Annotated in this window: 13 protein-coding genes; 5 read left to right on the top strand and 8 right to left on the bottom strand. The window is 71.4% G+C overall.

Translation table 11 applies throughout. The features are described from left to right. Nucleotides 1-48 precede the first annotated feature (48 nt). On the top strand, nt 49-2,073 hold the full coding sequence (locus GXW71_RS21910; protein WP_211854818.1) for a TRAP transporter permease: 2,025 nt from the start codon (nt 49-51) through the stop codon (nt 2,071-2,073). Between the two features lie 12 nt (nt 2,074-2,085). Here the strand turns inward: GXW71_RS21910 and GXW71_RS21905 are convergent, their stop codons facing one another. Both GXW71_RS21905 and GXW71_RS21900 read right to left on the bottom strand, forming a co-directional pair. After that, nucleotides 2,086-2,601 carry a DUF6653 family protein gene (locus tag GXW71_RS21905; RefSeq protein ID WP_211854817.1) on the bottom strand — a complete coding sequence of 172 codons (516 nt, stop codon included), beginning with the start codon at nt 2,599-2,601 and terminating at the stop codon, nt 2,086-2,088. 79 nt (nt 2,602-2,680) lie between these two features. Continuing rightward, the gene (locus GXW71_RS21900) at nt 2,681-3,736 is read right to left on the bottom strand and encodes a glycosyltransferase family 4 protein (RefSeq protein WP_211854816.1); all 1,056 of its coding nucleotides are present in this window, start codon (nt 3,734-3,736) and stop codon (nt 2,681-2,683) included. A gap of 194 nt (nt 3,737-3,930) precedes the next feature. On the opposite strand from GXW71_RS21900, the gene GXW71_RS21895 reads away from it, so the two are divergent. After that, on the top strand, nt 3,931-5,325 hold the full coding sequence (locus GXW71_RS21895) for a sensor histidine kinase (RefSeq protein ID WP_211854815.1): 1,395 nt from the start codon (nt 3,931-3,933) through the stop codon (nt 5,323-5,325). Nucleotides 5,326-5,329: 4 nt separating this feature from the next. Here the strand turns inward: GXW71_RS21895 and GXW71_RS21890 are convergent, their stop codons facing one another. Further along, nucleotides 5,330-5,935 carry a UdgX family uracil-DNA binding protein gene (locus GXW71_RS21890; RefSeq protein WP_211854814.1) on the bottom strand — a complete coding sequence of 202 codons (606 nt, stop codon included), beginning with the start codon at nt 5,933-5,935 and terminating at the stop codon, nt 5,330-5,332. 93 nt (nt 5,936-6,028) lie between these two features. Here GXW71_RS21890 and GXW71_RS21885 point away from each other — a divergent pair, with 93 nt between their 5' ends. Together GXW71_RS21885 and GXW71_RS21880 are read left to right on the top strand one after the other, a co-directional pair. Beyond that, nucleotides 6,029-6,715, top strand: coding sequence for an AzlC family ABC transporter permease (locus tag GXW71_RS21885; protein WP_211854813.1), 687 nt, complete (start codon nt 6,029-6,031; stop codon nt 6,713-6,715). After that, nucleotides 6,708-7,019 carry an AzlD domain-containing protein gene (locus GXW71_RS21880; RefSeq protein WP_211854812.1) on the top strand — a complete coding sequence of 104 codons (312 nt, stop codon included), beginning with the start codon at nt 6,708-6,710 and terminating at the stop codon, nt 7,017-7,019. Before GXW71_RS21885 ends, GXW71_RS21880 begins: the two co-directional genes overlap by 8 nt. Before the next feature lie 71 nt (nt 7,020-7,090). Here the strand turns inward: GXW71_RS21880 and holA are convergent, their stop codons facing one another. The 3 genes from holA to leuS all read right to left on the bottom strand — a co-directional run bounded on the left by holA (nt 7,091) and on the right by leuS (nt 11,441). After that, entirely contained in the window at nt 7,091-8,110 is a 1,020-nt protein-coding gene (holA, locus tag GXW71_RS21875; RefSeq protein ID WP_211854811.1) for a DNA polymerase III subunit delta, read from the bottom strand. A gap of 204 nt (nt 8,111-8,314) precedes the next feature. Further along, nucleotides 8,315-8,854, bottom strand: coding sequence for an LPS assembly lipoprotein LptE (gene lptE, locus GXW71_RS21870; RefSeq protein ID WP_211854810.1), 540 nt, complete (start codon nt 8,852-8,854; stop codon nt 8,315-8,317). 7 nt (nt 8,855-8,861) lie between these two features. Next, the gene (gene leuS / locus GXW71_RS21865) at nt 8,862-11,441 is read right to left on the bottom strand and encodes a leucine--tRNA ligase (protein WP_211854809.1); all 2,580 of its coding nucleotides are present in this window, start codon (nt 11,439-11,441) and stop codon (nt 8,862-8,864) included. Nucleotides 11,442-11,640: 199 nt separating this feature from the next. Here leuS and GXW71_RS21860 point away from each other — a divergent pair, with 199 nt between their 5' ends. Continuing rightward, the gene (locus GXW71_RS21860) at nt 11,641-12,756 is read left to right on the top strand and encodes an alpha/beta hydrolase (protein WP_211854808.1); all 1,116 of its coding nucleotides are present in this window, start codon (nt 11,641-11,643) and stop codon (nt 12,754-12,756) included. A 65-nt stretch (nt 12,757-12,821) separates the two neighbouring features. Here the strand turns inward: GXW71_RS21860 and GXW71_RS21855 are convergent, their stop codons facing one another. Together GXW71_RS21855 and GXW71_RS21850 are read right to left on the bottom strand one after the other, a co-directional pair. After that, nucleotides 12,822-13,376: a DUF3576 domain-containing protein gene (locus tag GXW71_RS21855; protein ID WP_211854807.1), complete on the bottom strand. Its 555-nt coding sequence runs from the start codon at nt 13,374-13,376 to the stop codon at nt 12,822-12,824. Between the two features lie 121 nt (nt 13,377-13,497). Then, complete coding sequence (locus GXW71_RS21850; protein ID WP_211854806.1) at nt 13,498-14,805, bottom strand: porin; 1,308 nt, start codon at nt 14,803-14,805, stop codon at nt 13,498-13,500. Nucleotides 14,806-15,141 lie beyond the last annotated feature (336 nt).

Raw genomic sequence — 15,141 nt, 5'->3', positions numbered from 1 at the left:
CCGCGCGGACGCTGACCGCGCGGGGCTTGTTGTTTCAAAGGCCACCGCATGTCCCAGCCTTCCATCCTGCCGCCCGAAGCCCGCGACGCGGAGCTCGATTCCGGCACCGTCCGCCGCATCGAGGCGCTGATCGAGCAGGAGGAGGGCGTCCAGAGCCGCTTCGGCGGCATCCTCGGCGCCATCAGCGTCGCGGTCGCCCTGGCGATGAGCCTGTTCCACCTCTGGGCCGCCTGGGACATCGTGCCGACCACGGTGCTGCGCTATGTCCATGTCGGCTTCGCGATGGTGCTGGGCTTCTACCTGTTCCCGGTCGCGAAGCGCTTCCGGCACCGGCTGATGGCCTGGGACGTCGTGCTGATCGCGGCGGCGCTCTACGTCATCTACTACCTGGTCGCCGGCGGCGACGACCTGCAGGACCGCTACGTCTTCCCCGAGCCGATGGACGTGGTGGTCGGCTGGATCCTGGTGGCGCTGGTGCTGGAGGTGGCGCGCCGCGCGACCGGGCCGGTGATGCCGGTCGTCGCGATCCTGTTCCTGCTCTACGCCTTCTACGGCAACCACCTGCCGCCGCCCTGGCAGCACCAAGGCTATGACGGCGACCGGCTGATCCCGCATTTGACGATCACCTTGGAGGGGATCTTCGGCACCGCGATCGATGTCTCCGCGACCTTGATCATCCTGTTCACCATCTACGGCGCCATCCTGCAGAGCAGCGGCGCGGGCAAGTTCTTCGTCGACTTCTCCTTCTCACTGACCGGCGGCAAGCCGAGCAGCGCCGGGCGCACCGTCGTGCTGTCTTCCTTCCTGCTCGGCGGGCCTTCGGGGTCGGGGGTCGCGACCACGGTGACGCTCGGCACCGTCGCCTGGCCGATGATGAAGCGCGTCGGCTATCGCGCCGATGATGCGGGCGGCCTGCTCGCGGCCGGTGGGCTCGGCGCCATCATCTCGCCGCCGGTGCTGGGTGCGGCCGCCTTCCTGATCGCCGAGTACCTGAAGATCGGCTACCTCGACGTGCTGAAGATGGCGGCGATCCCGACCGTCCTCTACTACGCCTCGCTGCTGTTCATGGTGGAGCTCGACCAGCGGCGGATCATGGCGCGCGGCGGTGCGGCGGCCGCGGCGGCGGAGGCCATGCAGGTGGAGAGCGCCGGCAGGCTGGCGCGGCAATACTGGTTCCACTTCTCCTCCCTCATCGCGATCATCGTCTTCATGGCGATCGGCTATTCACCGACGCTCTCGGTGCTCTACGCCATGGCGGTCGCGGTGGTGCTGTCCTTCCTGAAGCGCGAGAGCGCGCTGACGCCGATGAAGCTGATCAACACGCTGGCGTCGGGCGCCATCCAATCGGTCAGCATCGCGGCGACCTGCGCCTGCGCCGGCATCATCGTCGGCGTGATCACCCTGACCGGGCTCGGGCTGAAATTCTCCGATATCGCGATCCAGGCGGCGGGCGGCTCGGTGGTGATCACCGCGCTCTACACCGCGCTGATCGTCTGGGTGGTCGGACTCGCGGTGCCGGTGACCGCGAGCTACATCATCTGCGCCGTGGTCGCCGCACCCGCGCTGACCAAGCTCGGCGTGCCGGACTATGCCGCGCATATGTTCGTCTTCTACTACGCGGTGCTGAGCGAGGTCTCGCCGCCGACCGCGCTGTCGCCCTTCGCCGCCGCGGCGATCACCGGCGCCGGCCCCTACCGCACCACGCTGCAGGCCTGGAAATACACCCTGCCCGCCTTCCTGCTGCCCTTCGTCTTCGTGACCGACCCCGAAGGCGTCGGCCTGCTGCTGTCCTTCCGCGACGGCATGACCTGGGTCGATGTCGCCTGGCAGACGCTGCTGGCGGCAGGCGGCCTCGCCGCGTTGGCAGCCGCAGCGCAGGGCTATGCGGCGCGCCTGATGGCGGGATGGGAACGCGCGGGCTTCGCCATCGCCGGGCTGTTCATGATCTTCCCGGCCCTGCTGGAACACGCCTTCGGCGATGTCCTCCCCGCGCCGCACTGGATCGGCATCGGGCTCGGCATCGGGCTCCTGGCGCTCAACCTGCGCAATGCGCCGGCCACGCGTCCCGGCTGACGCAGCGCGGCATCAGGCCGGCGGCACGCGCTGCGGCGCGGCCGCCGCCGATCGTGCGCGCCCGACCTCGTCATGGAGGCGGCCGAGCCGATCGATCCGCCAGAGCTGCGCGAGGATGATCAGCGTGGCACCGAAGACCGTCGGCCAGGGCTGCAGCCAGGCAAGGCCGAAGGCCAGCAATGCGAAGCCAGCCACGGCCGGGATGGCGAGCCATCGCAGCACGGCCCGATGCCCGGCGGGCAGGTCCGGGCCCCCATCGAGCCACAGCTTTTCCCCGTAGATGCCCCTGGCGGCCCAGCCCTTCGGCTGCTGCACCGGCGGGAAGACATGCGGGTTCAACAGCAGCCAGACGATCACGAGCAGCACCGGCAGCAGCGCCCACCAGCCGATCCAGACGCGGCTCCAGATCGCGACGATCATCGCCGGGATGGCGGCGAAGCGCGTATAAACGCTCCAGGGATTGGCGTGACGGCGCCAAGTCTCATCTGACATGCGGAAGAGACCTGCGATCGCGCGGAGAATGGTCACGGCTGCACTCCCGGACCCAAGGGCGAGGTGCCCATTCTAAGTCATTCGCGACACTGCCCGGAACCGGTGGCCCGGTGCCTCACGCCCGCCAGCTCAACCCCGCGCGCCGCACCCGCCGCGCCACATAGGCGAGCCAGAGCAACTGCACGGCCAGCGCCGGCACCACCACCAGCGGCTTGGCGCCGGGGGTGAGGCGCAGGAACAGCGCCGCCAGGGCGCCGTGGAACAGCACGAAGCCCCAGTGCAGCGCCGCCACGCGCCAGGCCGTGAGGCCGCTCCGCTGCGCCATCTGATAGAGATGGGTGCGGTGCGGCGCGCTCACCCGCTCCCCCATCGCGGCCCGGCGCAACAGGGTGAAGCCGGTGTCGAAGAGCAATCCGAAGAGCAGCAGCGGCACCAGCAGGAAGGAGAGCTGCTGCACGTCGAAGCGCGAGGAGGCGACGGCGAGCACCGCGAAGACGAAGCCCAGGAACTGGCTGCCGACATCGCCCATGAAGATGCGCGCCGGATGGAGGTTGAAGGGCAGGAACCCCGCGAGCCCGGCCGCCAGGAAGAGCGAGGCCACATAGACGAAGAAGCCGCCCTGCCCGGCCGCGATCACCGCCAGGATGCCGGCCGCGAGCAGCAGGCTGCCGCCGACCAGCGCATCCAGCCCATCCATGAAATTCACCGCATTGGTGCAGGCGACGATCCAGAACAGCGTCAGCAGCGCACCGGCCAGCCCGAGATCGACCGTGCCCCAGAACGGCAGCGACAGCCGGTTCAGTGCCAGCCCGCCGGCGACCGCGACCAGCGCCGCCGCGGTCTGCGCGCCGAGCTTCACGATGAAGCGGAAATCCCACATGTCGTCCAGCAGGGCGACCAGCGCGATCGCGGCCGCGGCCGCGATGACGCCGATGAATTGCGAATCCGCCAATCGCGCGAAGGCCGCGACATGGAACAGCACCGCCATGCCCGCGAGGAAGGCCGTGACGATGCCGACGCCGCCGCCCTTCGGCGTCGGCCTTGCGTGCGCCTTGCGGGCATCGGGATGATCCAGGATCGGGAAGGCGATCATCAGCCGGACGCAGAGCGCCGACAGCAGGGCGAGACCACCCGCGAAGGCCAGGTGGCGAAGGACGGCGTCGAGGCTCATGCGCGCGCTTGATGCCCTGGCGCCACGCGGCGGGCAAGCGCGCCCCGGGACCGGCGGGCCGCGGACGGGGCCGGCGACGGGTGGACAGCGCCCCCGCCCTGGGGGGATATGGCACCCGCGGCCAAGTCTCCCTCCAGGCCGGAACCCCCTTGCCCCGCCCGTCGATGCCGCCCCCGGTGGCTGAGGTTGCGACCGTGTTCGACCTGCCCACGCTGTTCTTCCTCACCTCCGTCACCGCGACCTTCCTCGGCGTCGTGCTGCTGGCGCTCTGGGTCCAGGACCGCAAGCTGCCGATGCTCGCGATCTGGGGCAGTGCGCAGCTTCTGGGGGGTATCGGCATGGGCCTGGTCGCAGCCCGCAGCCAGCTTCCCGACAGCATCTCGATCGTGGCGGCGAATATGCTGGTGCTGATCGCCTGTGGCCTGGCGTGGAACGGCGCGCGCAGCTTCGAGCGGCGCCGGCCGCTCTGGTTGCCCGGGATCGCCGCCGCCGTCCTCTGGCTGGCAGCCTGCCAGATCCCGGCCTTCTATGAGTCCTTCAACAACCGCGTCCTGTTCCTCTACAGCGCGATCGCCATCCATTTCGGCCTGGCGACGCGGGAGTTCTGGCGCGGGCGCGACGAGTACCTGCCATCCCGCTGGATGGTGCTGGTGGTCCTCGGCAGCCATGCGCTGCTCTATGGCAGCCGCGTGCCGCTGACCCTGCTCTGGCCGCATGATCCTGCGGCCAGCCTTCCGGCGCTCAGGGGCTGGTTCGTGCTGCTGACCGCCGAGACCCTGATCCATGCGACGGCGATGGCGGTGCTGCTGGTCGCCCTGACCAAGGAACGGGCGGAAGCGATCGCCGTCCGCCACCTGATCGCCGCGCGCGAGGCGGGCGAGGCGGTGAGTGCCGCGAAGACCCGCTTCATCGCGCAGATGAGCCATGAGCTGCGCACGCCGCTCAACGCGCTGCTCGGCTTCGCGCAGCTCCTGCGCGACGACAGGCGGCTGGCCCCGGATCAGAAGCAGCATGTCGAGATGCTGGAGGATGGCGGCCGCCACCTGCTGGCGCTGGTGAATGATTCGCTGGACCTGGCGATGATCGAATCCGGCCGGCTGACCCTGCATCCGGAGGAGACGGCGCTGCGCCCGGTCCTTGCGGAGTGCCTGGCCATGCAAGGGCCGGCGACGGCCGCGAAATTCGTCGAGCTGTCGCTGCAGGTCGATCCCGGGCTGCCGGAGACCGTGGTGCTGGACACCACGCGGCTGCGCCAGATCCTCATCAACCTGCTCGGCAATGCCACGCGCTTCACCCCGAAGCACGGCCGCATCTCGCTCGGCGCCGAGGCGCTCGCCGGCGGGCGCATCGCGCTGACGGTGACCGATACCGGGCCCGGCGTGGCGCCGGCGCGCCGGGCGACGCTGTTCACCGACGCCGCGCCGCTCGACCCGTTAAGTCCCCTGGGGCACCGCAATGCCGGGCTCGGCCTCGCGATCAGCGCCGGGCTGGCGCGCGCCATGGGCGGCAGCATCGCCTTCTCGGACGGGCCGGGCGGGCGCGGCAGCGTCTTCCGCGTCGAGCTGCCACCGGAGCCGGCCGCCGGCTGATCCTTCAGGGAGCATTCCTGCCGGAGGCCTCGGCATAGGCCGCGCGCAGATCCGCAACGCAGCGCGCCTGCTCCTCCGCCCGCGACTCCGCATCGCGCAGGCGCAACAGCGCCGAGGGATGCATCGTCGCACGCAGCGGGACCCCATCCTGGGTGCGCAGCGCCATGCCGCGGCTGCGCCCGACCGGCAGTGCCTTGCCCGCCAGCGCCTGCAGCGCCGTCGCCCCGAGCGCCAGCACCAGGCGCGGGGCGACCAGGGCGATCTCGGCCCGCAGGAAGGGCCGGTAATGGGCGATGTCGCCGGCATTCGGCGATTGATGCAGCCGGCGCTTGCCGGCCTGGGTGAACTTGAAGTGCTTCACCGCATTGGTGACATAGGTGTCCCGCCGCGGCACGCCCGCCCTTTCCAGCAGCGTGTCGAGCAGGCGGCCAGCCGGGCCGACGAAGGGCCGGCCGGCACGGTCCTCCTCATCCCCCGGCTGCTCGCCGACCAGCATCAGGGCGGCGCCTGGCGGCCCTTCGCCGAAGACGGGCTGGGTTGCCCGTGCCGCCCAGTCAGGCAGGTCGCGGGCGGGCGGGAAGCGGGCGCGCAGCGCATCCAGATCGTCCATGGCGCAGCAACGCCCGCGACCGGCCGGAGGATGCAAGTCTCCCCCGCCCCGCCCGGGGGTGCCCGATCATGACGGCCATGCGAGCATTGCCGGATGTGGCTCGGGGCCTTTTCCGGCGCGCGGGCGGCGCTCGCGGCGCCGGCCATCGCGATGGCGGCGACCTTCATCGCCTTCGGCACCGCGGTGCGCGAAGCCGGGCTCTCGGCCGGCTGGGCGCTGGCGGCCGCCTGGGGGATCTACGGCATGCCGGGGCAGCTCATCGTGCTGCAGGCGGTGGCGACCGGCGGCGGCATCGCCGCGGCGGTGATGGGCGCGGTCGCGGTGAATTCGCGCTTCCTGCCGATGGCGGTCGCCCTGTCGCCCTGGCTCAGGCGGCGGGAACGCGATCCGCTGCCGCTGCTGGCCGCCCCCTTCGTCAGCATCACGCCCTGGGCCGCCGCGATGCGGGCCTTGCCGGGCGAGCCGGTGCCGGCGCGCCTGCCCTGGTTCCTGGGCTTCGCGCTGACGAGCTGGCTGCTCGGCGGCGGCGCCGCGGTCGCGGGCCATATGCTGGCCGGCGGCTTCCCGGCGCCGGTGCGGGATGCGCTGGTCTTCGCGAACCCGCTCTATTTTGCGCTGCTGATGGCGGCCGACCTGACCCGGCCCGGGCCCCGGCGCGGGCTGATCGCGGGCGCGCTGGCGGCGCCGCTGGCGCTGCTGCTGCCGCCGGCCTGGGGGCTGCTCTGCGCCGGGCTGCTCGGCGGCAGCATCGCCTTCCTGATCGGGCGCGCGCGTGGCTGACGCCGACCTGGCCCTGGTGCTGACCGGCGGCGCCTGCCTGGCGCTGCGCTTGGCGGGCCTGCTGCTGGCCGGACGCCTCCGCGCCGATCACCCCTTCATCGCCTGGGCCGCGAGCGTCGCGCAGGCGACCTTGGCCGCCTTCGTCACCCTGGCGGTGGTGGCGCCCTCCGGCGCGCTGGCAGCATTGCCGCTGCAGGCGCGGCTCACCGGCCTCGCGGTCGGCATCGCCGCCTTCTTCGCGCTCCGCCAGCGGCTGCTGCCGGCACTGCTGATCGGCCTGGCGGCCCTGCTGCTGGTGCGATAGCGCGCTGGAGCGGCTCGTTGTTAGATCGCGTGATTCGGACTTTCGGCGATTCCGCCGCAAGCCATCACGCTCTACCGCGCCCGCGCCGCCGCCATGCGTGCGATCGCCAGCACCGCGCTGCGCGCCACCGCGACATCCGGCAGGCCGGTCGTCTTGGTGCGCCGCTCCGCTTCCAGCAGGGCCGCGCCGGCCGTCTCCAGGGAGGCCAGCGGCCACAGGCGCAGCGCGCGTTCCATCGCGGGGCGATGCTTGAAGAAGACCGGGGGGCGCAGCCCGGCCAGCGCATCGCCGGGGCGGGCGCCGCCGGCGACGGCAAGGGCGGCCGCCTGCATGCGCTGCAGGTGGCGCAGCGCGCCGCGGACGAGCTGCACGGCGTTGGCGCCTTCGGCGAAGGCGGCGTCGAGCGCGCGGTCGGTCAGCGTCACGTCACCGGCGGTCGCGGCCAGCAGCGCCTCATCCATGTCGAGCGCGGCGCCGCCGGCGATGCAGGCAGCCGCATCCTCCTCCGTGATATCAGCGTCGGCGCCTGCGAAGAGCGCGAGCTTCTCCAGCTCGCGGCGCATCAGCATGCGGTCATCACCGAGGCGCTCGGCCAGCCAGCCGAGCGCCGCGGGCTCCGCGGTGACGCCGAGATCTTTCAGAATGGCGGCGATGGCGCCCGCCAGGGCGGCGCCGGTTTCCGGATAACAGGCGATGACGGCGGCGGCGTCATGCTTCTCCAGCGCCGCGCGCAGGCCCTTGTTGCCGGCGAGCTCCCCGGCTTCCAGCAGCACCAGGCCGGGCCCCTTGCCCTCGCAGGCGGCCTTGGCGGCGTTGGCGAGGCCGTCGGTCGCATCGCGCACCCGCACCGCACGCCGGCCGCCGGTGAGGGCCGGCGTCGAGGCCTCGGCGGCGAGCAGGCCGGGATCCTTGGCCGCGGCCTCGCGCGCGATGTCCACCATGCGGAAGGCATCGCCTTCGGCGACGACGCGCAGCAGGGCCTCGGCACGTTCCCGCACCAGGCCCTGGTCCTCGCCATGCAGCAGGACGACGCGGACGGTACCGGGGTCGGCGAGAAAGCCCTGGATGCGCCGGGCGTCGAGCTTGGCCATCAGAGCCCTCCTGAGAATGGCACAGCGGAGATCTGGCGAGGGATTTTTCGTCCCTGGCGTGTCGGCTGACGCAGCCGATGCTGGTGGCATCGGCCCGAGCAGATCCCGTCAGGGTGAAGCTGCTCGGCAAACCAAGCGGGCCGGCGCGGCAGGGGCGGAAAAGACCCGGCAGATCGACCCGCAGCCATTCTCAGGAGGGCTCTCTCAGGTGGCGGCTTGGCGTCCGGCGAACCAGACCGCGAGGCGGCGCGTCATGTCTTCGGCGAGCTGGTCCATCATCCGCCGCTCGGCGGCTTCCCGCGAGACGTCGGAGGCGAAGAACTGGTTCTCGGGGATGTTGTAGGCGTCGAAGGCCTGCTCCGTGCCCCGGGTGAGCGAGCGCGGCGGCGTCTCGAGCGTGAAGAGCTGCCAGTTGGCGGTGGCGGTGTAGCGCACGCGGGAAGGGGTGCCGTCCCGCCGATAGCCCTGGACGTCGACGCCGAAATTGATCGCCGCGTGCAGGTCGTAGCGCGCGGCGGTGCCTTCCGAAGCCAGGCGCTGCTGCAGGGAGCGGCGCAGGATCTGGCCGTTGCGTTCCGCGATCAGCGCGACGCGTACCGCCGCGAGTTCCCGCTGCGTCTCGGCACCGCCGGCGCCACCGGTCGCGTAGAGCGGACGCCAGCCGCAGCCCGGCAGCGCCAGCGCGGCGCCGAGCACCAGGAGCTGCCGGCGGGTGACCGCTGGCCGCGTGTCATGAGTGCGCACGGTCGATTCAGACGACGAAGTTGACGATGCGTCCCGGGACATGGATCCGCTTCCGGATGGGCTTGCCGGCGATGGCACGCTGCACATTCTCCTCGGCTTCGGCGAGACGGAACACGGTTTCCTCGTCGGCGTCCACCGCCACATCGATGGTGGCGCGGAGCTTGCCGAGGACCTGGACCGCCAGGGTGACGCTTTCGGCCTTCAGCATGGCCGGATCCGCCTCCGGCCAAGGCATCTCCGCGACCAGGCCGGCGCCGGGGCCCAGCATGGCGTTCAGCGTCTCCGCGAGGTGCGGCATGGCGGGGGCGGAGAGCCGCGCCAGGATGCCGATCGCGTCCCGCAGCGCCGCGCCGGAGGCGGATTTGGCGCCCTCGATCGCATTGGTGAATTCGTAAAGCTTCGCGATCGCGACGTTGAAGGAGAAGCTCTCCAGCGCCTCCGTCACCGCGGCGATAGCGCGGTGGGTGGCGCGAGAGAGGTCGCGGCTCGCCTTCTCCTCGCCGGCGGCGTCGAGGCGCGGCAGCGCGTTCTCGGCGATGCGGTAGAGGCGCTGGGTGAAGCGGTAGGCGCCGGCGGCGCCGGCCTCCGTCCACTCCATGTCGCGGTCGGGCGGATTGTCGGAGAGGATGAACCAGCGGGCGGTGTCGGCGCCGTAGCGGTCGATGATGGCGCCGGGATCGACCGTGTTGCGCTTCGACTTCGACATCTTCTCGACGCGGCCGACCGCCACCGCCTCGCCGGTGTCGCGATGGCGGCTGCTGCCATCGGCCAGCAATTCGACCTCGTCGGGCGCCAGCCAGCGGCCGTCCTCGCCACGGAAGCTTGCATGCTGGACCATGCCCTGAGTGAAGAGGGCGGCGAAGGGCTCCTCCACCTTCACATGGCCGGTCTGCTTCAGGGCGCGCATGAAGAAGCGCGAATAGAGCAGGTGCAGGATCGCGTGCTCGATGCCGCCGATATACTGGTCGACCGGCAGCCAGGCATCGGCGGCCGCGGCCGTCAGCGGTGCCGCCGCATGCGGGGAGCAGAAGCGGGCATAGTACCAGGAGCTGTCGACGAAGGTGTCGAAGGTGTCGGTCTCGCGCCGCGCTGCCTTGCCGCAGGCGGGGCAGGCGACGTGCTTCCAGGTCGGGTGGTGGTCGAGCGGGTTGCCGGGCTTGTCGAAGGTAACGTCTTCCGGCAGGCGCACCGGAAGCTGGTCGTCCGGGACGGGCACGGTGCCGCAGGCGTCGCAGTGGATGATCGGGATCGGGCAGCCCCAATAGCGCTGGCGGGAGACGCCCCAGTCGCGGAGCCGCCAGTTCACCACGCCCTGGCCGATGCCCTTGGCCTCCAGCGCCTCGATCGCCGCGCGCTTGGCCGCCTTCACGTCGAGCCCGTCGAGGAAGCCCGAATTGATGGCGGTGCCGTCGCCGGTATAGGCGTGATCGCCGAGCGTGAAGCTGGCGGCATCGGCGCCGGGCGGCAGTACGACTGGGGTGATGGGCAGGCCGTATTTGCGCGCGAACTCGAAGTCGCGCTCGTCATGGCCGGGGCAGCCGAAGATGGCGCCGGTGCCGTATTCCATCAGCACGAAATTCGCGATCCAGACCGGGAAGGTGACGCCTTCGAGGAAGGGATGCGCGACGCGGAAGCCGGTGTCGAAGCCGCGCTTCTCCGCCTGCTCGATCGCCGCTTCCGAGGTGCCCATGGAGCGGCATTCAGCGACGAAGGCGGCCGCCGCCGGGTCCCGCGCGGCCGCCGCTGCGGCCAGCGGATGCTCGGCGGCGACGGCCAGGAAGGACATGCCGAAGAGCGTGTCGGGGCGGGTGGTGAAGACTTCGACCTGATCGATGCCGTCCACCGGCTGAGGAAGCGCGAAGCGCACCCTGGCGCCCTCGCTGCGGCCGATCCAGTTGGCCTGCATCAGCTTCACCCGCTCCGGCCAGCGGTCGAGCGTGTCGAGCGCGGCCAGCAGGTCGGGCGCATACTTGGTGATCGAGAGGAACCACTGGCTGAGCTGCTTCTTCTCGACCAGCGCGCCGGAGCGCCAGCCGCGGCCATCCTCCACCTGCTCATTGGCGAGCACGGTCTCGTCCACCGGGTCCCAGTTGACCCAGCTCTCCTTGCGCTCGACCAGGCCGGCGCGCAGCAGGTCGAGGAACAGCTTCTGCTGCGGGCCATAATACTCCGCGTCGCAGGTCGCGAATTCACGCGACCAGTCGAGGCTGAGGCCCATGCGCTTCAGCTCGGCGCGCATATTGGCGATGTTGTCGTAGGTCCATTGCCGGGGATGGACGCGGCGTTCCCGCGCCGCGTTCTCGGCCGGCAAGCCGAAGGCGTCCCAGCCCATCGGATGCATCACCAGATGCCCGCGCGCCCGCTTGTAGCGCGCGACCACGTCGCCGAGCGTGTAGTTCCGCACATGCCCCATATGGATCTTGCCGGAAGGGTAGGGGAACATCTCCAGCACGTAGTACTTGCGCGCATCGGCGGGCGGCACGTCGGGCACCGCAAAGCAGGCGCCATCAGCCCAGGCCTGCTGCCAGCGCGGCTCGGCGGTGCGGAAGTCGTAGCGGGGCGTCGGGGTGGCGGGCGCGTCGGTCATCGATGGACGGTCTCGGTCAAGGCCGTCCGTCCTACTGCCCGGGGCCCGGATTTCCTAGAGCCCGTTTGGACATGGCGGCGGCGCGGAGCCGGCCCAAGGCCCCGCGGAGGGAGGCTTTCGCCCTTCGGCCGGCGGGATGGGCCGGGGATGGGCGAGACGGCACTTGCGGCATCGCGCGCGGCACGCGAGCCTCACGGCGATGCGATGCCTTCAGGCCCTGCTGCTCATCACCGCGCTGCTGGTACCGGCCTTGGCGCGCGGCCAACACCCGGCGGCCGATCCGGGCTTCGCGGCCTACCGCGCCACCTTCTCCGCCGCCACCCTGCCCGCGGCGGCCGGGGCATCCGCCATCACCGCCTGGTCGCTGCACTACCGCGGCGCCATGCCGCATGCCGCCTTCGCGATCGCCGCGACGCCGGAGGGGCGGGTGCTGCGCTGGCGCTTCGTCGGTGGCCGCCCGACACCCGAGGTCGCGGCGCGGGAGGTGCTGGAGGCCTGCGGCCGGGAAGACCTGCGCAACGCGCCGATCGGCGCGGGCTGCCGGCTGCTGGCCGTGGACCTGGCGCCCGGTGGCCTGCCGCCGCTGATGGCGCTGCATGGCGAGACCATCGGCCCCTTCCGGGCCAGCCCCATGCATTGGCGTTTCGGGCCGCAGCGCGCGGCAGGCGTGGTGGTCTGGGGCCACGGCTACAATGGGCGGGATAGGGACAACCGCAGCAGCGCGGCACCGGGCTTCCTATCGGTGCTGAACGACGCCGGCTGGGACATCCTGCGCTACGACCGCGACCCGGCCCAGGATGAGCTGCAGGCCACCCTGCCGCGGTTGGTGGCAGCCCTGCCCCTGCTGCGCCAGTCCGGCTATGCGCGGGTGGTGATCGCCGGCCAGTCGCGCGGCGGCTGGCAGGCGCTGCTGGCGGCGGCCGCGCGGCCGGAGGCGGTGGATGCCGTCATCGCTACTGCCCCCGCGGCGCATGGCGAGATGCGGCGCAGCGCCGCCAGCGCCACCGCGATCGAGGATTTCGGGCGGCTGCTGGCCGGCCTGCCGCGCGGGCGGCTGCGCATCGGCGTGGTGTTGCTGGACGACGACGACTACGACCCGGATGTCGTGCGCCGCGGCGCCGCCGTGGAGACGACCGCCGAGACCCGCCTGGCGCCAACCTTGCTGCTGCGCCCGGCGGCGCCGGTGCGTGGCCATGACGGCGTCGCGGAAGCAGGCTTCACCACGCGCTACGCGGGCTGCCTGCTGAGCCTGATCCAGGCGCCGGAAGCCGCAGCCCCGCGCGGGCTGCGGCGGTCGGGCTGCGGCGGGGAATAGAGCGTGATGGCTTGAAGCGGACTCGCCGAAAAGCCTGAATCACGCGATCCAACAAAGGGCCGGCGCTACCGCGATGCCGACTGGCTGCGCAGCTCACGGGCGCGGGCCAGGACCCGGTCCTCGAGCTCGGCGCCGGTGCCGGTCGAGACCGGCGCGTCCGACCATTGCCCGTTTGCGCCCCGGATCTGCCGGAACAGCGACACGCGGATGCCGTCGGAGCGGAGCTGGCGCCCGAGCACATAGGCGGTGGCCTTAAAGCGCTCGCCCGGCGAGGCGGCCGGGGTATACCAATCGGTGATGATGACGCCGCCGAAAGGATCGGCTGAGGCGAGCGGCATGAAGGAGAGGGTGTCGAGCGTGGCGCGCCAGAGATAGGCGTTGACCCCGAGCCCGCTGCCGCTGTCGCCGCCCGCGCCGCCCCGGTCGCCGCTGCGGTCGGTGCCGAAGATCAGCACGCCGGTGCCAGCCGGGTCGCTCCGGCCCAGAGTCCGGGCGCGGCCGCTGTTGTCGTTGTATTCGTCCCGGCCGGGGGTGCGCAGGTTACCGTCGTCCCGGCCGCCGCAGGCGCCGAGCAGCGCGAGGCCGGGGATCAAGGCGAGGAGCAGGTGTTTCGCGCGCATACGGCCCGTTCTTGCCAGGGTTGAAGCCTTGGGGACCGCTGTTTAGCGCTGATTGAGGGGGTTTGAAAAGCAGAAGGGCGGCGGATTGCTCCGCCGCCCCTCCAAACCCTCGGCCTTCGGATCAGAAGGCGATGCGGAAGCCCGCCAGGTAGACATCCAGGTTGCGGTTGCGCTGGGTGCCCGCCGCCGCCTGGTTGTTGTCGACATAGGCGCCGCCGCTGACCTCGTTCTGGTCACGCAGATGCGTGTAGGTGAGGTAGGCGGTCATGCCCGGGGCCACGGCGTAGTTCAGGCCGCCGCCGTAGATGGTCTGCTTGCGGTCCGCGAAGCCGATGCCGTTGTCCTGCGTCGCCCGGCCATAGAAGCCGCCGAGCTGCACCGGCGTGCCGGGGATCGTGTAGGTCGCGCCGGCCACCCACTGGTTGGACTGCTCGCGGCCACGCACGATGGCCGCACGGCCGACCGAGATGCCGCTGTAGTCGCCCCAGGTGTACTCGCCGCCGACGGTGAAGCCGAAGGCGGAGAGCTGCAGGCCACCGGAGTAGGCGGTGACGCGGTTCGCCAGGTTCGAGTTCAGGGCCGCATAGCGCTGCTGGCTGTCGGACTGCATGCCGACCAAGCTCGCCGCGATGCCGACGCCGCCGAAGGTGCCGCGATAGCGGACACCGGCGGAGATCTCGTTCCGCAGGCTGGAGCGGTCACGCTGGCCGACCGCGGTCGGAACCGAGCTGGTCACGCTGTTCACCGCGGTGCCGAGCGCGAAACGCTCACCTTCGCCGGTGTTCGGCGCATAGGACACGCCGAAGTCGAAGCCGAAGAACTGCGGCGACAGGTAGATGATCTTGGTGCTGTCGCTGCCGTCGCTCAGCGCCGTGAAGAAGGACGGCGAGGCGTCACCACCGGAGCGGAACGTGAACTCGTCCCAGTAGTTGTCGGTGTCAGCGCCGCGGATCAGCGGGGTACGGACCTGGAGCAGGTTGCCGGCGCCGTCTTCGTCACCGAAGCGCAGCGTGCCGAAGGCCGGGTGGCTGACGAAGCCGTAGAACTCGTCGGTGTCGAGCGAGGTGCCCGGGCCGCCGGCGCCCACGTTGTCGATCTGGAATTCCATCACCAGGCCGTACTGCAGGCCGTTCGAAGCCTTGCCGTCGACGAAGACGTTCAGCTCCATGTCGGACTGGAAGTCCACGCGCTGACGGCCGAAGCGGCGCTGGTTGACGCCGGTGCCCGCGACGACGGAGTTGCGGTCCGCATCGTCGCCGACCAGGCCGGCGCGGAAGTCGAAGTAGCCACCCAGGCGAACCGTCAGGCCGGCAGCGGAGCCGGCCAGGGCACGCGGGGGCTCGACGGTCACGGGCATCTGCGCCATCGCCATCGGGGCGATGAGCGCAGCGCCGACCACCGCCGTGGTGCCCAGCAGAATCTTGCGCATTCCTAATCCTCCATAACTGCCAGGCTAACCCGGCTGTTCCCTTGGCCCCCCCTGCCCCCCCGGACAGGAATGACGACAGGACGCGCGAACACGGTTCGCTGCCCAAAGCTGTCAGGCCCGCCGGGACTATGGTTCAGGCCCGTCCGGCGGAGCAACGGCCCAAACCCCCGCAGCGCGACTATCGCGAGACACTGTGGCGCCTAAGCCACAGCCCTGTGGCGTGAAAGCCCAGTGACATAGGGGGAGATCGCGGCCACCCCGGCCAGCCGCCGCCGCGGCAGCCGCCAGCCGGTCCCCGGCGCGACGCCGCCGAGGGCCGCCGCCGGCGCCCCCGCC

The sequence above is a fragment of the Plastoroseomonas hellenica genome, assembly GCF_018129085.1.
Taxonomy (GTDB): domain Bacteria; phylum Pseudomonadota; class Alphaproteobacteria; order Acetobacterales; family Acetobacteraceae; genus Plastoroseomonas; species Plastoroseomonas hellenica.
Note: the sequence above shows the minus strand (reverse complement) of the source record. Positions and strands in the feature narration are given on the sequence as shown.